17 protein-coding genes are annotated in these 19,797 nt (G+C 67.8%); 8 read left to right on the top strand and 9 right to left on the bottom strand.

From position 1 onward, the window contains the following. Nucleotides 1-23: 23 nt before the first annotated feature. Nucleotides 24-767 carry a peroxide stress protein YaaA gene (yaaA, locus tag NN4_RS10725; RefSeq protein ID WP_147129770.1) on the top strand — a complete coding sequence of 248 codons (744 nt, stop codon included), beginning with the start codon at nucleotides 24-26 and terminating at the stop codon, nucleotides 765-767. A gap of 15 nt (nucleotides 768-782) precedes the next feature. Here yaaA and NN4_RS10720 read toward each other — a convergent pair whose 3' ends face one another. After that, on the bottom strand, nucleotides 783-1,418 hold the full coding sequence (locus NN4_RS10720) for an HD domain-containing protein (RefSeq protein ID WP_147129769.1): 636 nt from the start codon (nucleotides 1,416-1,418) through the stop codon (nucleotides 783-785). Nucleotides 1,419-1,631: 213 nt separating this feature from the next. On the opposite strand from NN4_RS10720, the gene NN4_RS10715 reads away from it, so the two are divergent. Next, nucleotides 1,632-2,363 carry a DUF7873 family protein gene (locus NN4_RS10715; RefSeq protein ID WP_147129768.1) on the top strand — a complete coding sequence of 244 codons (732 nt, stop codon included), beginning with the start codon at nucleotides 1,632-1,634 and terminating at the stop codon, nucleotides 2,361-2,363. A gap of 430 nt (nucleotides 2,364-2,793) precedes the next feature. On the opposite strand, the gene NN4_RS10710 is transcribed toward NN4_RS10715, so the two are convergent. The 5 genes from NN4_RS10710 to NN4_RS10690 all read right to left on the bottom strand — a co-directional run bounded on the left by NN4_RS10710 (nucleotide 2,794) and on the right by NN4_RS10690 (nucleotide 8,711). Further along, the gene (locus NN4_RS10710; RefSeq protein WP_147129767.1) at nucleotides 2,794-3,738 is read right to left on the bottom strand and encodes a DMT family transporter; all 945 of its coding nucleotides are present in this window, start codon (nucleotides 3,736-3,738) and stop codon (nucleotides 2,794-2,796) included. Next, nucleotides 3,711-4,760, bottom strand: a complete 1,050-nt coding sequence (locus NN4_RS10705; RefSeq protein WP_186818355.1) for an iron-containing redox enzyme family protein — start codon at nucleotides 4,758-4,760, stop codon at nucleotides 3,711-3,713. Before NN4_RS10705 ends, NN4_RS10710 begins: the two co-directional genes overlap by 28 nt. Next, nucleotides 4,747-5,796 carry a thiaminase II/PqqC family protein gene (locus tag NN4_RS10700; protein WP_147129765.1) on the bottom strand — a complete coding sequence of 350 codons (1,050 nt, stop codon included), beginning with the start codon at nucleotides 5,794-5,796 and terminating at the stop codon, nucleotides 4,747-4,749. The genes NN4_RS10705 and NN4_RS10700 overlap by 14 nt, the downstream gene beginning before the upstream one ends. Nucleotides 5,797-6,354: 558 nt before the next feature. Continuing rightward, the gene (locus NN4_RS10695) at nucleotides 6,355-7,032 is read right to left on the bottom strand and encodes an NADPH-dependent F420 reductase (protein ID WP_147129764.1); all 678 of its coding nucleotides are present in this window, start codon (nucleotides 7,030-7,032) and stop codon (nucleotides 6,355-6,357) included. An 86-nt stretch (nucleotides 7,033-7,118) separates the two neighbouring features. Next, nucleotides 7,119-8,711 carry a PucR family transcriptional regulator gene (locus NN4_RS10690; protein ID WP_147129763.1) on the bottom strand — a complete coding sequence of 531 codons (1,593 nt, stop codon included), beginning with the start codon at nucleotides 8,709-8,711 and terminating at the stop codon, nucleotides 7,119-7,121. A 136-nt stretch (nucleotides 8,712-8,847) separates the two neighbouring features. Here NN4_RS10690 and NN4_RS10685 point away from each other — a divergent pair, with 136 nt between their 5' ends. The 3 genes from NN4_RS10685 (at nucleotide 8,848) to NN4_RS10675 (ending at nucleotide 12,274) form a co-directional block, all read left to right on the top strand. After that, complete coding sequence (locus NN4_RS10685) at nucleotides 8,848-10,338, top strand: CoA-acylating methylmalonate-semialdehyde dehydrogenase (protein ID WP_147129762.1); 1,491 nt, start codon at nucleotides 8,848-8,850, stop codon at nucleotides 10,336-10,338. Between the two features lie 70 nt (nucleotides 10,339-10,408). Then, a complete protein-coding gene (locus tag NN4_RS10680) occupies nucleotides 10,409-11,776 on the top strand; it encodes an aspartate aminotransferase family protein (RefSeq protein WP_147129761.1) in 1,368 nt (455 codons plus the stop codon). Nucleotides 11,777-11,860: 84 nt separating this feature from the next. Next, nucleotides 11,861-12,274, top strand: coding sequence for a PPOX class F420-dependent oxidoreductase (locus NN4_RS10675; RefSeq protein WP_147129760.1), 414 nt, complete (start codon nucleotides 11,861-11,863; stop codon nucleotides 12,272-12,274). Between the two features lie 19 nt (nucleotides 12,275-12,293). Here NN4_RS10675 and NN4_RS10670 read toward each other — a convergent pair whose 3' ends face one another. Continuing rightward, nucleotides 12,294-13,742: an MFS transporter gene (locus NN4_RS10670; RefSeq protein ID WP_135237455.1), complete on the bottom strand. Its 1,449-nt coding sequence runs from the start codon at nucleotides 13,740-13,742 to the stop codon at nucleotides 12,294-12,296. Between the two features lie 59 nt (nucleotides 13,743-13,801). After that, the gene (gene cobA / locus NN4_RS10665) at nucleotides 13,802-15,007 is read right to left on the bottom strand and encodes a uroporphyrinogen-III C-methyltransferase (RefSeq protein WP_147129789.1); all 1,206 of its coding nucleotides are present in this window, start codon (nucleotides 15,005-15,007) and stop codon (nucleotides 13,802-13,804) included. A 224-nt stretch (nucleotides 15,008-15,231) separates the two neighbouring features. On the opposite strand from cobA, the gene NN4_RS10660 reads away from it, so the two are divergent. Both NN4_RS10660 and NN4_RS10655 read left to right on the top strand, forming a co-directional pair. Beyond that, nucleotides 15,232-16,209, top strand: coding sequence for a poly(ethylene terephthalate) hydrolase family protein (locus NN4_RS10660; protein WP_186818353.1), 978 nt, complete (start codon nucleotides 15,232-15,234; stop codon nucleotides 16,207-16,209). 89 nt (nucleotides 16,210-16,298) lie between these two features. Then, nucleotides 16,299-17,684, top strand: coding sequence for a purine-cytosine permease family protein (locus tag NN4_RS10655; protein ID WP_147129758.1), 1,386 nt, complete (start codon nucleotides 16,299-16,301; stop codon nucleotides 17,682-17,684). Nucleotides 17,685-17,709: 25 nt separating this feature from the next. Here the strand turns inward: NN4_RS10655 and NN4_RS10650 are convergent, their stop codons facing one another. Further along, nucleotides 17,710-19,236: a PucR family transcriptional regulator gene (locus tag NN4_RS10650; RefSeq protein ID WP_147129757.1), complete on the bottom strand. Its 1,527-nt coding sequence runs from the start codon at nucleotides 19,234-19,236 to the stop codon at nucleotides 17,710-17,712. Nucleotides 19,237-19,320: 84 nt separating this feature from the next. Here NN4_RS10650 and NN4_RS10645 point away from each other — a divergent pair, with 84 nt between their 5' ends. Then, nucleotides 19,321-19,794: a nucleoside deaminase gene (locus tag NN4_RS10645; RefSeq protein WP_147129756.1), complete on the top strand. Its 474-nt coding sequence runs from the start codon at nucleotides 19,321-19,323 to the stop codon at nucleotides 19,792-19,794. Nucleotides 19,795-19,797 lie beyond the last annotated feature (3 nt).

Raw genomic sequence — 19,797 nt, 5'->3', positions numbered from 1 at the left:
GCAACGCATTACCGTAATCGCTCGTGCTGGTGCTGCTGCCTCCCTCCGAAACCAAGTCCGACGGTGGTACCGACGTGCCCCTCGACCTGGCCGCGCTGTCGATGCCGCAGCTCACAGCGGTGCGCGAGCGGCTCGTCGACGCGGTGACGAAGCTGGCCACCGACCCGGACGCCGCGCGCACCGTGCTCGGTCTCGGCAAGGGGGCTGACAGCGAGATCGCCCGCAACGCGGCATTGCGCACCTCCCCCACCCGTCCCGCGCTGGAGCGCTACACCGGCGTGCTCTACGACGCGCTCGACGCGCGCTCGTTCAGCAAATCGCAGCGGGCCAAGGCGTACGTGCGACTCGGCATCGGCTCGGCGCTGTTCGGCGCGGTGCGCGCGAGCGACCCGATCCCCGCCTACCGGCTCTCCGGCGGCTCGAAACTGCCCGGCCTGCCGACCCTTTCGGCGGTGTGGCGCGACTCCCTCGCCGACGCCCTGCTCGCCGAGGCCAACGGCGACCTGGTCGTCGACCTGCGCTCCGGCACCTACCAGCAGCTCGGCCGCGTCCCCGGCGCCGTCACGGCCAACGTGCTGACCGAGCACCCCGACGGCAGCCGCACCGTGGTGAGCCACTTCAACAAGCATCACAAGGGCCTGCTCGCCCGCGCCCTCGTGCTGACCCGCGCCGAGCCCACCGACGTGCGCGGACTCGCCTGCGTGGCGAGCAAAGCGGGGTTGCGCACCGAAATTGCCTCGCCGACAGAGCTTTTGATCATCACCTGAGAAGCCCTGCGCTGCTCAGCCCGTCGACGTTGTCAACGCGACCAGCTCGCGGTCGAGGTTGTCCCGCGCGGCAGCCTCGAATCGCGCTCGCGCCGTAGGTGTTCGGAACAACCTAGGCTGCCCGGCGAGCCCCTGGAGCACCGCCGCGCGCCCGGCCCGGAACAGTTCGTCGGGCACGTGCCGGTATTCCGCCCGCACCGCGGCCGTGTACGCGGCATACCCCTGTTCGTCGGCCGCCAGCACCGCGAGGTCGGCGTCGCAGAGCACACCACCGTTCCGGTCGTCATCGGCCGGGTCGTGCGTCGCGGTAAGCCGCACCAATCTGGCCACCTCGCGGACCAGTTCCAGTGCGGCACCGAGTGATTCAAGGACTTCCTCGGCCAGCACCGCACTCTGCTCTTCATTGTCCGAACGATCGACCGCGTAGATCGCGTCGTGAAAGAACGCCGCGTACCGGACCGCGTCGGCGTCCTCGGCATCGCCGGCCAGCTCATCGATGACACCGAGCATCGCGGCCAGGTGATCAACGGTGTGATACTGCCGATGAGCTTCCTGATAGCGGCGGATCAGCTCGACCCCCACCGCCTCGGCCCCCGGTCCCGCCAGCTCTACCCACCGCGCGAGCAGGTCCGTCTCCATCGATGTCCCCATCCGCACAGTCTTACGAACCGGGCAGCCGCCGACAATGCCTCGACCCCTGTGCTTTACGGCACGTCCCGCATCGACCGCGGAAAAAGAGATGCGCCGACCCGACACGTGTCCGTACCGTGGCACAGGAGCTCGGGGTTTCCGAAACGGGAGGATTCGGTTATCCCGGGCCGAATGTCGGTGCACCGCGCGGGATTGCGCGGCGGGGAGGTAGAGATGACGAAGCTGAATCAGATCATTGCGGTCGAGAAGGGCATCAAGAGCGGCGCGCTGCGCGAGCTGGCCGAGGCGCACGGGTCGTTGCAGAAGGCACCGCTGCTGGCCGGTATCGCGCGCACCTATCAGCCGAAAGACGAAGAGGGCGAGCAGATCCCGTCGGAGTCCACCCGGGTGCAGGTGAAGTCCGAGGAGGTGCTGCGCCAGACCGCGGCCACGCTGACCCGCCTGTTCGACGTCACCGCGACCAAGGACTGGGCGAACACCGAGGCCAAGGCCGATGTGACGGTCGAGGGCGAGGTGCTGCTGCGCGACGTGCCGGTCTCCTACCTGCTGTTCCTGGAGAAGCAGCTGGCCGAGCTGCACACCTTCGTGCGCAAGCTGCCGGTGCTCGACGCGGCCGAGGTGTGGTCGTTTGACGACTCCTCCGACACCTGGCGCACCGACCCGGTGCGCACCATGCGCACCAAGAAGGTGCCGCGTAACCACGTGAAGGCCGAGGCGACCGAGAAGCACCCGGCCCAGGTGGAGGTGTACTACGAGGACATCACCGTCGGCTACTGGACGATGGTGCGCTTCTCCGGCGCCCTCCCGGCCCGCCGAGTCAACGAACTGGCCGTGCGAGTCGAAAAGCTCCAGCGGGCAGTGCAGTTCGCCCGCGAGGCGGCCAACGGGACCGAGGTCACCGATCGCAAGACCGGTGACGCGATCTTCGGCTACCTCTTCCACTGAACCCGCTCGGGGCCGCTACGGCCCCGAGCCCACAGACTCCCCCGCCGCGTGCGGGGGAAGCGCAAGGAGCGCAAACTCAATCTGAAGCTAAAGCTGAATGACACGGCGTCAGTGGGGGTTCGAGTCCCCTCCCGGGCATCCAGGTCCGGGTAGCCCAATTGGTAGAGGCAACCGTGCTCAATCTCAGACTCTCGCTCCAGCACGAGTATTCGCTGCCGAACACCGCGAGACGAGGAAAGGACACGTACGCGACGAGGTGCCGGTTCAACTCCGGCCTTCCGCGCCCATGCGGAGGTGGTCCAACCGTAGGACACGTCGTGAATCTCAGTCTCATCCGATCCCATTACCGCGGTGTGCGAATTGGGCGGCATTGAATGGAACCCGGGAGCAGGCTACGCTCCCGGGTTCCCCAATGTCCGGCGCTTGCTGCTCACCCGGCCGGCCTGCGTTTCGCGAGCTCGACCACGTTGTCCGGCGCCATTTCGGGTACCGGCACGTCGAGCGACTCCCGTCGATCGATGGCGTACTGCAACGCCAGCGCACCGAATACCACTGCGGCGCCGAGGATCTGGTGCAGGTAGAGCACATCGCCGCGCACCCCGATACCGAGCGCCACCGCCACCAGCGGCATCAGATAGAAGGCGAGCCCGGCCTGCAACGGCCCCACCGCGCCGATCAGCCAGTAGTTGAGCAGAAACGCCACCGCCGTCCCGACACCCATGGCGATCAGTGAACCCAGCACCGCCGCACCGGGATCCATCGGTTCGAGCAGCTGCGGCGCGGTGACCACCAGCATCAGCACACCGGCGACGATCGCCTGACTCGCCGCGAGCGCGACCTTCGAATAGCCGAGCGTACTGATCAGATGCTTCGCGTACGCATAGGCGATGGCGTAGCAGACGGCACCGCCCAGGCACGCGAGCTGCCCGCTCAACGACGAGCGCGACTCCTCGCCCCACGGCGCCATCAGCACGATGATCCCACCGAAGCCGAGCACCGAGGCGACCACCTCACCGCGACTTCCCTTCTGCCGCAACAGGAGCCAGACCACCGGCAGTGACGCCAAGGGTGTCACGCTGTTGTAGATGCCCGCCATGCTCACCGACACGTTCTGCTGACCCCAGGCGAACAGCATCCAGGGCAGGGCCTGCCCCAGAATCCCCATCAGCAGCAGCCGCGCCCAGATACTCCAGCCGCGCGGCAGGTGCCGCCGCATCGCCACACACACCCCGAGCAGGATGGCCCCACCCAGCCACAGTCGTGCCGCCACGATCTGTGCCGGGTTGGAGCCACCCAACGCCACATCGACCAACAGGAAGTTGGAACCCCAGATAGCCGCCAGTGCGATCAGTGCAAGGCGGCTAGCGGCGAGCACGTCATCGCCCTTCCCGTCGCCACTGGATACGTGTCGGTGAAAATTCGCAGCCCGCCGTCGGCGTACCAGGTCATGATCTGGCTATCCAGCCGGGCGCGCAGCTCGATGATGTCGACGACCGCCTTGGCGCATTCGTTGAGTTCCTCGTTGCCGACGAAGGAGAATTCGGCGAGCAGATCGAGGGTGACGGCCTCGTGCTCCTCGTCCTCGTTCACGCCGGAGTGCGCGGCGATCGGCTTGGAGAATTCCTCCGACAGATCGTGTTCCCGGCAGCGTTCGAGGAACAGTTCGAGGAAGTCCGGTTCCGGCTCTTCCATCGGGAACAGCGTGCTGATGATGCCGAGCGGGAACTGGTAGGCGTGCACGCCCATGGTCGCCATGATGGCCATGGTCGCGGGCAGCGGCTGCATCCGCAGCAACTGGTCGCGGGTGATGCCCACCGCTTTCAATGACCGTTCCAGCATGCGGTCGTGGTTGCGTTCGGCTTGATAGAAGGCCATGAACTGCTGCCAGACCTCGATGTTGATATCGTCGCGCGCCAGCAGCGGGGCGAGGGCACGCGGGCACAAATGCGTGACATGCCAGTATTCGATGGCATAACCGATGATCTGCTCCCTGGACAGCTTCCCGGAAACGAGCGCATCGCTGAACGGGCTGTTGATGGTCGCCCGCGCCGCATCGGCCGCCCGCTTCAGATGCGCGTAAGCGCCGACACCGGTGGTTCCGGTGGACGGATCGACCACGTCGGAGTCGGCCAGCATGCCCTGTTCGTCGAGCGCTTCGAGCACCGCGTCGAACTCTTCCCTGCTGCCGGGGAATTCGCCGGCCAGATCGTCGGCCGACCGGGCACCGGATGCCAAGGCCAGGAAGAACTTTCGCGATTCGTCGGCGCGACCTTCCAGATATTCGAGCTCGATCCAATGCTTGTCGTCCAGGTAGGACAGGCGGATGCCATCGGCGGTCTCGGTCCGCTCGACCTCGCGGCGCAAGGTCGGCCGCCGCAGCATTTCATGACCGGCCATTTTCGACTCCTGCGGTGGTAGTGACGGGTGACGAGCCGATCGTGCGCACCAGTGGCCGATCGGGATCGCCGTAATATTCGAGAATTCCGTTGAAGAACTCGGCATAGGCCTCGACGAACAAGTGCGCCTTGCCGACCAGGCGGGCTTCGGTGCCGACCGGAAGCGGCGGCAGCGCCGCGAAGAACTCGCGGCTCACGCTGCCGTGATCGTGGCCGGCGTTCACCTTCGCGTGCTGGCGCAGCGGTTCCACGAAGTGCGTGGCGATGCCCGCGGCGGCCGCGGCGCGCAGGAACGAGTCGTAGTACGCCCCTTCGCTTTCGGCCTTCTCCAGGCGTCCCTCGAGGATGCCGATGGTGGCGATGAAGAACAGCGGATCGGTGCGCGCCCACCAGGACAGCAGTTTGATCAGGGCCGAGGTGGTGGACAACGGCCGGGCGGACACCAGGTCCTGGCGACTGATCCCCAAGCCCTCGAAGGCGCGCACCACGATGTCGTCGTGGCGGTGCTCCTCGTGATAGAAGTCGTTGGCCATGGTGCGGATCGCGTCACTGCTCGGATAGGACAGGATCGCGGAGTCGAATTCGCTTTCCCGCGAGAGGAAATACCAGTTCTCCAGGCCGAATCCGTAATACACATTCGGTTCGACCTGCTCCGGGCGATCGAGTATGGCGCGCCAGAACGGGCCGTCGAAGATCAGTTCTTCGAGCAGCTTGTTCACCACGTGCTCGACACTGCTGAGCACCGCCATCGGCGATTCGGCCTCGGGTGTCGAGCGGTCGGCGAGCAGGCCCGCGATCTGCGCGGGTAGCAGGATCGTCGTGAGCTTGTCCGGCGCGACGCCGGTCTTCGCCGAGATCTCCGACAGCGAAGCGGTGCCGTCGGTCGAGCGCAATACCGCGCCGAGCTGCGCGGCGGTGATGTCGTCTTCCGGCTCGACCTCGAATGTCACCTCCCCGCTGCGCAATTCGAGAGTGTTGGCAGAGGTGTCCGACACCTCTGCCAAGAGCTGGGGCTTGCCCGGGATTGTTCGAGTCACCGCGCCGTCGACCTTTCGTGCCAGGAATTAAAGGGTCGGGTGGGGCGCCCCGTTCGGGCCGCCCCATCCTTACTCTGCTGCGAACTCAGAGGTGAACAGCAGTCAGAGCAACAACCTTCGAAGTGCGACGAATTTTCATGACCAAACCTCCCCTCGGGAATCCTGCGCCCGGTGCCAACCGCTGGGTGGGCTGACGCCGAGCGGTTGCTGAATTGTCCGATGATCGGACGAGCCAAGAATAACAGGACCGGTCCGGTTTGGAAGTCAATTCTATTGGCACACTTGATAATTAGCGTTTAACCCCCTTTCTGGGGGGATGACAACTTGCAAAGTGTCAGTTACGTAAGTTCACCGCCGCTGCGGCCCCGTGGAGTGTGCAATCGGCATAGCAGAAGCCACCGAGGTAATTGAGCGATCACTTACTTCACGGAAACGAGTTCCCATGCGGCGCAACATATCCAAAAGAAGACATGACATCGATCAGCAGGAGACCGACATACCGAACCCGGGAGCGCGATGCACTCCCGGGTTCGAGGTAATAGGTTCAGTTACCTGACGTCAATGCTGGGCGGCGGCCAGCAGCGCGCGAATCTTCGCGGCATCGGCGGGCGCGGCGGCCTTCTCCCAGAACGGAACTCCCGTCGCGTACGCGTCGGTGTAAACCGGGGTATTCGGCTGGAAGCGCCAGCTCTCACTCAGCGAGCCGGCATCGACCGTGTCGTACCCGAGCACGTCGAGCAGTTGGGCCGCAGCGGCTTTCGCGTCCGCGTCGTCGCCCGCGATCGGCAAGGCCGTGCGATCCGGCGAGCCGACGGGGCGAGCCAGCGAAGCGAGGTGCAGGAAGTAGATGTTGTTGAACGCCTTGACGACCTTCGAGGTCGGCAGCTGCTTCTGCAGCAGCTCGCTCGTCGTCATGGCCCCGTCCGCCAGCTCGGCGAAGGTGCCATCCCGGTCCGGGTAGTAATTATTGGCGTCGATCACGACCTTGCCCGCCAACGGCGCCACCGGTATCTGCTGGTAATTGCGCAGTGGCACGGCCACCACCACGATGTCCCCCGCCGCGCCCGCCTCTTCGGCGGTCGCCGCCCGCGCCCGCGGGCCGAGTTCCGCGACGAGCTCGGCCAGGGTCTGCGGACCACGCGAGTTGCTGAGTACCACGTCCAACCCCGCGGCGATCGCGAGCCGCGCGACCGTGCTACCGATGTTCCCGCTGCCGATCAATCCAAGGGTGGTCATAGCGCCTGGAACACCGCCTCGACCTGCGATGTTCCCGCCGCATGCCGATTACGGCGGCGGAGCGTGAGCGATGTCACGCGCAGTGCTCATGGCACGTCGATGTTGGCGGTGAGGTCGCGGATGAGCAGCGCGGCATGCAGCGACGTGCGCGACTCCCCGTCCTCGAGATCGACGGCGAGGATCCGCTCGATCCGGGCCAGCCGGTCGTACAGGGTGGGCCTGCTGATATTGAGCCTGCGCGCGAGCTCGGTCTTGTTGCCCGCGAGATCGAGGAACTGACGCAGCGTGCGGGTCAGGTCGGCGGTGTGCCGAATGTCGTAGCGCAGCAACGCACTCAGCTCCGTTTCGGCGAAACGCTGGACGCCGGGTTCGTTGCGGATCAGCGAGAGCAGGCCGCGCAGCCGCACATCGCCGCTGCGGTAGAACGGCCGCGAAGTCTCCAGCGACAGTGCCACTTCCGCGACGTGGGCGGCGTGCGGCAGCTCGTGCGCGGTATCGAGCAGCGAATCCGATTCCGCGCCGACGCCGATGACCACCCGCTCGACGCCGTCGACCCGGCGCACCTCGCCGATGATCGCGGTGCAGGCAGCCGTGAGGCTGTCGTCGAGCGCGCCGGTGCGCGGCAGCGCCAGAATCATGCCGACCCGATCGCCCTGGTCGGCGGCGGCGAGCGCGGTCAGCTTCGCCAACCCGAGACCGTGGGTGACCGCGTCCAGGATGCCTGCGGCACGGCGTTGCCTGGCCACCGGGTCGGTCTCCGCGACGGCGGCGATATCGATGGCCAGCGGCACATAGGCCGCGCGCCGGGCCAGGCCCAGCGCTGCGGCCCGGGCTATCGCGTCCCGCTCGTCGAGCACCCGGCCGTTGGCCATGTCGTCGATGAGGCCGGTTTGTGCCTGACGGTGCAGGCCGAAGCGGTCCTTCTCGATCATCCGGTGCAGGGTGAGCGTCTGCGCGGCCCGCTCCAGCACCATCCTGGCGCGGGCGGTCGGCACGTCGCCGGACGGCAGGATCAGCCGTCCCCAGCGCTCGGTGTGCGGGCCGACGGCCACCGCGTCCCAGCCGTCGGGCAGCAGCCGCGAGGTGGTCTCCCAGTTGTCCAGCAGCGTCGAGGTGGACGCGTGCCTGGCGGTGAGGGTGAGCACCCGATGCGCCAGGTCCTCCAGCACCACCGACGAATCGAGCATCTCCGCAGCGGTTTTCACGATCTCGGCCAGCGAGGCGCGGCGCACGCTGAGGTCGGTGAAGGTCTCGTGCACGGTGCGCGCGAACTCGAGCTCGGCGTACTGCTCGGCCACGATGACCCGGTGCACCGCCTCGGTGATCTCGACGAACCGGGTGACCTTGTGCAGCACGATCAACGGCAGGCCCAGCGCGTCGGCGGTCGCGGCGACGACCGGCGCGAGTTCGGGCACGTAGCCGCCCAGCTCGATGACCAGTCCCGCGACCCCGGCGGCGGCCAGCGCGGTCAGGTAGCCGACCGTCGCGATGTCGCCGTGGCGCATGGCCTGCCCGGTGGTGAGGATCAGTTCGCCGCCGACGAGCAGCTGCGCCACGTCGGCCACGTCGCTCACGTGCACCCAGCGCACCGGCCGGTCCAGCGATCCACCGGCCACGACCTGGGGATCCCCGGCGCGCACGGCCGGCATCGCCAGCACATCGGCCACGGAGGGAAGCACCGACGAATCGTAATACGAAATCGGAAATCACGTACAGATCGTCGGGGCACCGAGGATCGTTGATGCCGCAGAGTAGTACCCAGGAGGCGTCCACCCGCCGACGCACCGCGACGCTCACGGATCGAATCGAGGAGAAATGCAGACAATCGCGCACTGGCTCGACGGCAAGGCTTTCGCAGGCACCAGCGAGGCGACCGCGCCGGTGACCAATCCGGCGACCGGGGTGGTGACCGGACAGGTCGCGCTCGCGAATGTCGCGGACACCCGCGCGGCGATCGACGCCGCGGCGGACGCCTTCCCGGCCTGGCGGGACACCTCGCTGGCCCGGCGCACCCAGATCCTGTTCCGGTTCCGCGAGCTGTTGAACGAGCGCAAGGAAGAGCTGGCGCAACTGATCACCGCCGAGCACGGCAAGGTGCTCGCCGACGCCATGGGCGAGGTGAGCCGCGGCCTGGAGGTCGTCGAATTCGCTTGTGGCGTCCCGCATCTGCTGAAGGGTGGCTACACCGAGAACGCGTCCACGAAGGTGGACATCTTCTCCATCCGGCAGCCGCTGGGTCCGGTGGCCGTCATCTCGCCGTTCAACTTCCCGGCGATGGTGCCGATGTGGTTCTTCCCGCTGGCCATCGCCGCGGGCAACACCGTGGTGCTCAAGCCGAGCGAGAAGGACCCGTCGGCGTCGCTGTGGCTGGCCCGGCTGTGGGACGAAGCGGGCTTGCCCGCAGGCGTTTTCAATGTGGTGCAGGGCGACAAGGTCGCGGTCGACGAGCTGCTGGACAACCCCGCCATCAAGGCGGTGTCGTTCGTCGGCTCCACCCCGATCGCGCAGTACGTCTACCAGCGCGGCACGGCGGCGGGCAAGCGGGTGCAGGCGCTGGGCGGCGCGAAGAACCACATGGTGGTGCTGCCGGACGCCGATCTGGACCTGGCCGCCGACGCCGCGGTGAACGCCGGATTCGGTTCCGCCGGTGAGCGATGCATGGCGATCAGCGTGGTCGTCGCGGTCGCCGGCGCGGGCGACGAGTTGGTCGGCAAGATCACCGAGCGGGCCACCACCATCAAGACCGGCGACGGCACCCGCGACGCCGACATGGGCCCGCTGGTCACCCGCGCGCACCGCGATCGGGTCGCCGAGTACATCGCGGCCGGCGAATCCGCCGGTGCCACCGTCGTTCTCGACGGCCGCGGGATCGACGCCGACGGCGAATCGGACGGGTTCTGGCTCGGCCCGACGATTCTCGATCACGTCGGCACCGACATGAGCGTCTACACCGACGAGATCTTCGGTCCCGTCCTCTCGGTGGTGCGGGTGGACACCTACGACGACGCGCTCGCGCTGATCAACGCCAACCCCTACGGCAACGGCACCGCCATCTTCACCAACGACGGCGGCGCGGCCCGCCGCTTCCACAACGAGGTGGAGGTCGGCATGGTCGGCATCAACGTGCCGATCCCGGTTCCCATGTCCTACTACAGCTTCGGCGGCTGGAAGAACTCGCTGTTCGGCGACTCGCACGCGCACGGCGCCGACGGCGTGCACTTCTTCACCCGCGGCAAGGCGGTCACCACGCGCTGGCTCGACCCGAGCCACGGCGGGCTGAATCTCGGGTTCCCCGAGAACAAGTAGATACAGCCCCGAGAACAAGTAGCCGCCTACCCCCTTGCCGACAACACCAGCGACGCAGGAGAACTCGCCGATGACCCTCCCGAACGGCCTGACACCGGAGACCGCCCGTGCGGCGGCCGAACGCGCGTACGAGCTCGATCGCCGCCACGTCTTCCACTCCTGGTCCGCCCAGGCGCACCTCGACCCGATGACGATCAGTGCCGCCCAGGGCTGCTATGTCTGGGACGGCGAGGGTAACCGGCTGCTCGACTTCTCTTCCCAGATGGTGAACACCAATATCGGCCATCAACACCCGAAAGTCGTTGCGGCGGTGCAGGAGCAGGCGGCCAAACTGTGCACCGTCGCACCGCCGCACGTCAACGACGCGCGCTCGGAGGCGGCCAGGCTGATCGCCGAGCGGACCCCCGGCGAGCTGAACAAGATCTTCTTCACCAATGGCGGCGCCGAGGCCGTCGAGCACGCGGTGCGGATGGCCAGGCTGCACACCGGCCGCTACAAGGTGCTGACGCGCTACCGCTCGTACCACGGCGGCACCGAGACCGCGATCAACCTGACCGGTGACCCGCGGCGCTGGCCCAACGATCACGGAAACAGCGGGGTGGTGCACTTTTTCGGCCCGTTCCTGTATCGCACGCAGTTCCACGCCACGAACGAAGCCGAGGAAGCCGAGCGCGCGCTGGCGCATCTCGAACAGACCATCGTGTTCGAGGGCCCGAGCACCATCGCCGCCATCGTGCTCGAATCCATCCCCGGCACAGCGGGAATCATGATTCCGCCGCCCGGATATATGGCCGGGGTCCGGGCACTGTGCGACAAGTACGGCATTCTCTTCATCGCCGACGAGGTGATGTCGGGGTTCGGCCGCACTGGAAAGTGGTTCGCCATAGAGCATTTCGAGGGCGTCGTCCCCGACCTGCTGACCTTCGCCAAAGGCGTGAACTCCGGGTACGTACCGCTCGGCGGGGTGGCGATCAGTCCGGCCGTCGCCGCGACCTTCGACGACCGGCCGTATCCCGGCGGGCTCACCTACTCGGGTCATCCGCTGGCCACCGCCGCCGCGGTCGCCACGATCAACGCGATGGCCGACGAACACCTCATCGAGAACGCCGCCGAGATCGGCGACCGGGTGCTCGGCCCCGGCCTGCGTGAGCTCGCCGAGCACCACCCGAGCATCGGCGAGGTGCGCGGCACCGGGGTGTTCTGGGCGCTGGAACTCGTCCGTGACCGGGCCACCCGCGAGCCGCTCGCGCCCTACGGCGGAACCAGTCCGGCGATGACCGAGGTCGTCGCCGCGTGCCGGGCCGCCGGACTGCTGATGTTCGTCAATTTCAACCGGCTGCACGTGGTGCCGCCGTGCATTGTGGGCGAGGCCGAGGCCAAGGAGGGTTTGGCCATCCTCGACCGTGCGCTGACCGTCGCCGACCAGCACACTTCCTGACGACGACGGCCGGGGCCCGCGCTGCCGGGTCCCGGATTCCGCCGGGCCGGAATGTCTGTGGCGCACCGAGCGTTTCAGCTGTGCGTGACCGATACGGCTGAGCTTTCCGAAGATCTGAAGAAGCATCTGGACGAGTCGAAGGTGTTCGCGACCGTGGCGACGGTCGGGCCCAACGGGCAACCGCACCTGACCGTCATCTGGCTGAAGCGCGACGGCGACGACCTGCTGTTCTCCACCACCACCGATCGCCAGCAGGGCAAGAACCTGGCACGCGATCCGCGGGTCACCGTGATGATCAACCCGCCGGAGAATCCGTACACCTACGCGGAGGTGCGCGGCACGGCGAGGCTCACCCCGGACCCGGACAAGACGCTGCCGGACGAGCTGTCACTGAAGTACACCGGTCAGAAGTACCTGGACTTCAATCCCGCCTCGGTCAACGACGGCCCGCGCGTGATCGTCCGCGTGACGCCGCGCAAGGTCGCAGGCCGCCTCTGACCGCCGCGGCCCGGCAGGCTCACGCCTGCTGGGCCTCTTCCTGCGCATGCTGCGCCTGCGCGAGCTGCTGCGGCGTGAACCGCAGCGTCAGCGCGATGAGCCCGGCCACGAACGCGACGATCGCGCACACGAAAAGCACCAGCGTGTAGCCGCTGCCCAGCGCGGCGACCTCGGTCGCGTTCATGTCGGTCACCTTGCCGGTGCGGCCGCCCAGCGACAGCGTGCGCGAGGCCGCGATCGGGCTGAGCAGCCCGATCGCCACCGGCGTCGCCAGGTTCATGAACATCTGCCCGACCGCGGACAGCGGCCCGATGTTCTCGGCGGACACTCCGACCAGCACACACAGCGGCGCGAGCACCATCGCCATGCCGACGCCGAAGCCGATCACGATCAGCAGCGGCAGCAGGGTGGTCAGGTATTGCACGTCGCCGTCGAGCGTCGCGCCGAACAGCAGGCCGATCCCGAGCACCGTCGCCGCCCCGGCCAGCAGCCAGCGTGGCGCGACGAACATCGCGGCCTTGGAGGCCAGCGCGCCGCCGATGCCGATGCCGATGGTGAACGGGATGGCCGCGACACCGGCTTGCAGCGGGCTGTAACCGATCACGTTCTGCAGGAATTGCGCGACGAAGAAGGTCATCGCGCCGAGGACGCCACCGGCCAGGAAGATCAGCAGGAAGGTCGCCACCCGATCGCGACTGTCGAACAGCGACCACGGCAGCAGCGGGTCGGCGATCCGACGCTCCATGAGCACGAACACCACGAGCAGCACCGCGCCGCCGATCAGCGCACCGATGATGGCCGGGTGGTCCCAGCCCATTTCGGGCCCCTCGGTCGCGCCGAACACGATGGCGGCGCAGGCGAGCGTGCCGAGCACCGCGCCGCGCACGTCCAGCGGCGACCGGTGATGGGCGGTGTCGGCGAGCTTGTACACCGCGCCGAGAATGATGAGCGCACCGATCGGCACGTTGATCAGGAAGATCCAGCGCCACGACACCTGGGTCAGCGCACCGCCGACGACCAGGCCGCCCACCGAGCCGATGCCGACCATCGAGCCGACGATCGCGATCGCCTGGTTACGCGCCTTGCCCGGCGCGAAAGTCGTTGCCACCAGGGCAAATGCGGTCGGCGCCGCGATCGCCGCGCCCGCGCCCTGGATCGCCCGGGCGGCCAGCAGCATGCCCTCGTTCTGCGCCAATCCGCACAGCAGCGAGGCGAAGGTGAACAGCCCGACGCCGATGATCAGCATCCGTTTGCGCCCGAACGCGTCGCCGAGCCGGCCGCCGAGCAGCATCAGCCCGGCGAAGGTGAGGCCGTAGGAGGTGACCGTCCACGCGCTGCCCGCGCTGGACAGGCCCATCTCCTCCTGCAGCCGGGGCAGGGCGAAGATCACCACGGTGCCGTCGAGCACCACCATGAGCTGCAGCCCGCTCAGCACGAGAATGGCGAGTCCGAAGGCCCGCTGCGTCATCGGATACTGCGTTTTCGCAGCGGGATTCTGGAGCACAGTGAGCCACTGTAATTGATGGTCTATCGGCTTCCGGTCGCGTCGTCCGCCGAAAATCCCGCCGTGGGGCCGATCACCACGATCGCGGGCGGGCGGATGCCCTCCTCGCGCACCCGTGCGGCGACGGTGCCGAGGTCCGCGCGCAGCACGCGCTGATTGCGCATCGTGCCCTCCTGGATGACGGTCGCCGGGGTGGTCTCGGGACGGCCGCCCGCGATGAGCACCGTCGCGAACTGCTCGATGCGTTCGACGGCCATCATCAGCACGATGGTGCCGCGCAGCCGGGCCAGGGCAGGCCAGTCGACCAGCGAGTCCGGGTGGTCCGGGGCGACATGGCCGCTGACCACCACGAATTCGTGGGTGACCCCGCGATGCGTCACCGGGATACCGGCGGCCGCGGGGACCGAGATCGGGCTGGTGATGCCGGGGACGACGGTCACCGGGATGCCCGCGTCGACGCAGGCCTCCAGCTCCTCGAAGCCGCGACCGAAAACATACGGGTCGCCACCCTTGAGCCGGACCACGAACTTGCCCGCCTTGGCGCCCTCGATCAGCGCGGCATTGATCGCGTCCTGGGCCATCGCGCGGCCGTAGGGGATCTTGGCCGCGTCGATCACCTCGACGTCGGGGCCGAGTTCGGCCAGCAGTTCCGGCGGAGCCAGCCGGTCGGCGACCACCAGGTTCGCGCGGCCGAGCAGCCGGCGCCCGCGCACCGTGATCAGGTCCGGATCGCCCGGCCCGCCGCCGACCAGCGCGACGCCGGGGGTGATCGGTGTCGAATCATCGGTCACCACACCGGATTGCAGCGCCTCGAGCAGCGCGTTGCGCACCGCGGCCGAGCGCCGGTGCTGGCCGCCGGCCAGCACGCCGAGGGTCATGCCGTCGTAGCGGGCGGTCGCCGGGGTGACCGCGGTGCCGAGGCGCGCGTTGTCGGCGCGCACACAGAAGATCCGCCGCCGAGTGGCCTCCTCGACGACCGCGGCGTTGGTCGCGGGCTCGTCGGTGCAGGCGATCGCGTACCAGGCGCCGTCCAGGTCGCCGTCGGCGTAGGGCCGCAGCGTGACGGTGAGTTGCCCGGAGGTCGCCATGCCCTCGACCGCCGGGGTGACCTCGCGGCTGATCACGTGCACGTCCGCACCGGAGGCGATCAGCAGGCCGAGCCTGCGCTGGGCCACCGTGCCGCCGCCGACCACGACGACGCGGCGGCCGTCGAGATCGAGCCCGACCAGGTAGTTCGGATCGCCCTCATTGGGCGAGGCGGTCTCGGATACCGCCTGGTCGGCGGTGTGGTCTGACGTGTTCGGCACAGTTTTCGAGCCTACGGCCTGTGTCCGAAGTGACGGCAATCGACTCGGTCACCGCCGATAACGGGCTGCGCAAGCGCCGGGCGACCAGGGGGAAATGGCCGAAACCGGGTCGGCCGCGCACCATGATCATTCCTATACTCGGCCGCATGAACCGCTGGAGTCGGGCAGTGCACGTGGTGGTGGCGTCGGTGGCCCTGGCCTGGGTGCCCGCCGCGGCTGGTGCAGCGCACGCCGATCCGGCGCCCTATGTGCCGACGCAGGGAGTCGAGTCGAAGTACTTCCAGCCGGGTCCCGCTGCGGTGACCGAGCGGATCGGCTTCGGTTGCTGCGACACCACCGGGGCGAAGTTCGATGTGTGGTACCCGACCGATCTGGGTCAGGGCCGACATCCGATTGTCATGTGGGGCAACGGGACCAAGGCGGTGCCGAGCCAATACGCCTATCTGCTCAGGCATCTGGCGTCGTGGGGCTTCGTCGTGATCGCCACCGAGAACCAGAACACGGGGTCCGGGGTCGATATTCGGAAGTCGTTGGATTACCTGCTGGCGCAGGCCGATGATCCAGCGAGTGTGTTCTTCGGGAAACTGGATGCGACTGCCGTTGGCGCGATAGGACATTCGCAGGGTGCCTCCGGAGTGCTGAACGCCCTGCGTGATTCGGGCGGGGCGATCAAGACCGCGGTGCCGATGGAAATTCCGGCGCAGCACTTCTGCTCCACGTCGGAAACCTGTGCCGACACTCGTTCGCTGACAGCGGGTTCGGTGTTCCTGGTGAACGGGTCGTCCGACGCTCTCGTCTCCCCGTCACATCAACTGGTGCCGTGGCAGGTCGAGGGGTTGCAGTCGAATCAGGCGTACTACGAGGCGACTCCGGCGAACCTGCCGAAGGTGTGGGGCACGCTGAATGGGCCGAATCACAACGACGTGCAGGGGCAGCCGGACTGTGCGTCCGCGTCGGATCCGTGCACGAACGGGGCGTACGGCTACCTCGGCTATCCGACGGCATGGCTGATGGCGCAGCTGCGCGGAGATGCCGCCGCCCGCGACGCGTTCCGCACGGGGAGCGGTGAGTTCTTCGCCCCCTCGCCGAATTGGCGCCATCAGGTCGGCACCGTCACCGGCTGAGCCGGACGGGCGAACTGTCCACCCCGCTGCGCCGACTGACGTACGGATCGTCGGTTGCCGACCCGGCCCGCACCGACGAGTGTTCAGGCATGGCTTTGACCGATGACCCGCCGCTGGCCTCCGGGTACGCTGACCGCGTCATCGCGGTGGAGCCGGGCGGCAACGAGTACATCCCCGATGACGCCCGGCACGGCAAGCCGCGGCAGCTGTTCTGGACCTGGATGTCGCCGAACCTGGAGTTCGCCACCATCTTCATCGGCGTGCTGTCGGTCACCGCGTTCGGCATGAACTTCTGGCAGGCGACGCTGGGTCTCGCGGTGGGTGTCGGGCTGGGTGCGGCGGCGCATTTCGTGCTGTCCGGCCGCGGTCCCGCGCACGGCGTGCCGCAGATGGTGCTGGGACGCTTGGCATTCGGGTATCGCGGCAACGCACTGCCCGCGGCGTTCATGTCGATCATGTGCGGGGTCGGCTGGTTCGCCACCAACAGTGTGAGCGGTGCGTGGGCGTTGAGCACGCTGACCGGGATGCCGAAGCTCACGGCGCTGATCCTGATCGTGGTGGCGCAGACCGGATTCGCGGTGTTCGGGCACAACCTTGTGCACGCGTTCGAGCGGTTCGTGTTCCCGATCCTCGCGGTGGTGTTCGTCGTGGTGACCATCGCGATCTTCAGCAAGGCCGAGCTCGGCGGTGGCGCACCGTCGAGTGGGGTCGGCGGGATCGGCGGTTTCCTGCTGACGGTCGGTACCGCGTTCGGTTATGCGGGCGGCTGGAATCCGTATGCGGCGGACTACTCCCGCTACCTACCCAAGACCGTGTCGCGGGTCGCCACCGGCGGATACGCGGCGGCCGGGTTGTTCGTCTCGTGCCTGTGGCTGTCGACGCTCGGGGCGGCGTCGGCAACCATCGTCGGTGCGGCGCAGGGCAGCCCGACGGATGTGTTCACCGCGAATCTGCCCGACGTGCTGGCGAAGCTGACGCTGCTCGCCATCGCGCTCGGCGCCGTCGCGGCGAACGCGCTGAATGTGTATTCGGGCGCAATGGCATTCGTGACGATCGGCATCGAACTGCCGGTCCGTACGCAGCGGGCCGTTGTCTCGATCTGCTTCGGCGCCATCGGGTTCCTCGTCGCGTGGTGGGCGCTGCCCGATGCCGCTGCGAGCTATGAGGCGTTTCTGCTGATCGTCGCGTACTGGATCGGGCCGTGGCTGGGCGTGATGTTCGTCGATCAGTACCTGCGGCGTGGACGCAAGATCGATGACCTGCTCTACAACCGCGCGTTCACGAATTGGCCTGGCGTAGCGGCGTTTCTGTTCGGCTTGGTGCTGTCGGTGCTGCTGTTCTCGCACCAGGCGAAATTCACCGGTTACCTCGTCCGCCGAGTCCCCGAGCTGGGCGACATCACTTTCTTCGTCGGCTTCCTTGTCTCCGCCACCGCCTACTTCCTGCTGGCCCAGCGGCGCACTACTCCCGCCTGAGCGACCCGCTGTTTGTCCGCGGGCATCAAGAGAGGCGGTGGGCGCAGAGGGCGAGCAGAAGAGTGCCGGTGAGGGCGGGGGCGGCCGGGTCGTAGCCGAGGAGGTCGCGGATGCGGTCCAGGCGCTGGTAGAGGGATTGGCGGCCGATGTGCAGGGCGGTGGCGCAGCGGGTCGGGCTGCCGCCGTGGCGCAGATAGACCTCCAGGGTGCGCGTCAGGTTGCTGTGATGCGTTGTGTCCCAAGCGATCAGCGGAGCGATCGTGGTGGCGATCAGGCGGCTTCGTTCCGCCGCAGGGAGAGATTCGACGACGAGCTCGGTGGCCAGTTCGCGGCAGGTGGAGATGGGGCTGCCCGCCAACCAGTCCCGCCGATGACGGGTCGCCAAACGCAGCGCGGACCGGGCGGCCTCCAACGAACCGGTGAGTGCGGCGGAGGTGAACTCGCAGGGATCACCGACCACCAACGTCACGCCCTCGACGGCGTTGGTAGTGAAGGCATTGCGGAGCAACCGAACCGCTTCGCCGACCGGGTCGGCCGTCGCCTGGTCCATGGCGAACACGCCGTAGCTCGTGGCATGTACCTCGGCCACCAGTCCAGTCCTGCCGAGTTCCTTTGCGGCGGTGTCGATCAGGCGCGTAGCGATGCGGGTTTCAGGTGCGTCGGCCGCAACCGGAACGAGCGTGCGCCCGGCCAACGCGGGCACCCCCGCCGCCGCGGCTCGTACCTTCAGATCGGCTTGACGAATCGTCTTACCGTCCAGCAGATCCGCGAGCAACGTCGCGGCCGCCAGCTGCGGACGCCCGGTCGGGGTGCCCGAATTCGCCAGCGCGAGGCCGAGGCTCGGCGCGGATTGCCCGAGCACCGTGGCGAGGGTGGCAGCGTCCAGTGCCGAGCCGGGTCCCGCGGTGAGCGTTCCCCAGGTGTTCTCCCTGGCCCGGATGGAAGCAGTGGCCGTCGCGGATTCAACTGCCGCCCAGGCGGATCGGTCGTCATCGACGCCGTGCGCGGCAATCAGCGCACCGTTGCCGCTCGTCACGATCAGCGCGCAACCGGTGACCTCCCCGATCCGCCCGAGCAGCTGCGCGAGACCATTGCCCGCAGCCAACTCGCCGACCAGGTCCCGCCCCAGCTCGTTGAGCAGCCGCAAGGATCGCACCTCCCGGGACACGATCTCGGTATTCGCGGTGCGGCACAGATCGATGAACGGCACCACGGCGCGCAGCGCGATCAACGGCAGGCTGTGGCGCGACGCCTCCGCCACCATGTCCTGCGGAATGGCGTCGAAGGTCCGGCCGAGTTCGACGGCCACCCCGGCTACCGCACGCCCGGCGATTTCGCCCAGGTAGTGCCGCCGCGTTCCCGCATCCACCCCGGACAGACCGAGCCCGGTGGTGAGCAGGAGCTCTCCCCCGGACAGCAGCGGGCTGATCTCGTAGATCTCGCTCGAATGCACCCAGCGCACCGTCCGCCCGAGGGCGCTGTGACCCGCTAAAACGAGTGGTTCAGCGGCAGCGAACTGGTCGTCGAGCAATTCGCGCACGGTGGGCAACATATGGTCATCCTGTCATCCGTGGCGACGACCTGTGCGGACGATCTGTACGTTGCGGTCGGCGGCCTTCCCTTGGAGGCTGGACCCATGACGCAGGCGACACCGGCACGACAACTGCTCGAGGTGGCATACGACGAGGCGCAGCGCGGGCTCGCCGAGGGTGGCATCCCGATCGGCGCGGCACTGTTCGCGGCCAACGGCACGCTGCTCGGCCGCGGCCACAATCGCCGCGTCCAGTCCGGCGACCCCAGCATGCATGCCGAGACCGACGCCTTCCGCGCCGCGGGCCGCCGCCGCGACTACGGTTCGACCATCATGGTGACCACCCTGTCGCCGTGCTGGTATTGCAGCGGACTCGTCCGCCAGTTCGGCATCGGCGCGGTCATCATCGGCGAATCCCAGACCTTCCACGGCGGCCACGACTGGCTGGCCGAGCACGGCGTCGCGGTGACCGTGCTCGAGGACGAGCGGTGCGTCCAGATGATGACCGACTTCATCGTCGACAATCCGGCCCTCTGGCACGAAGACATCGGTGTCGCAACGGAAGTCGAGGCACAGTGAGCC

The sequence above is a fragment of the Nocardia ninae NBRC 108245 genome (assembly GCF_007990755.1).
GTDB lineage: Bacteria > Actinomycetota > Actinomycetes > Mycobacteriales > Mycobacteriaceae > Nocardia > Nocardia ninae.
This window is presented reverse-complemented; position numbering and strand designations above follow the sequence as displayed.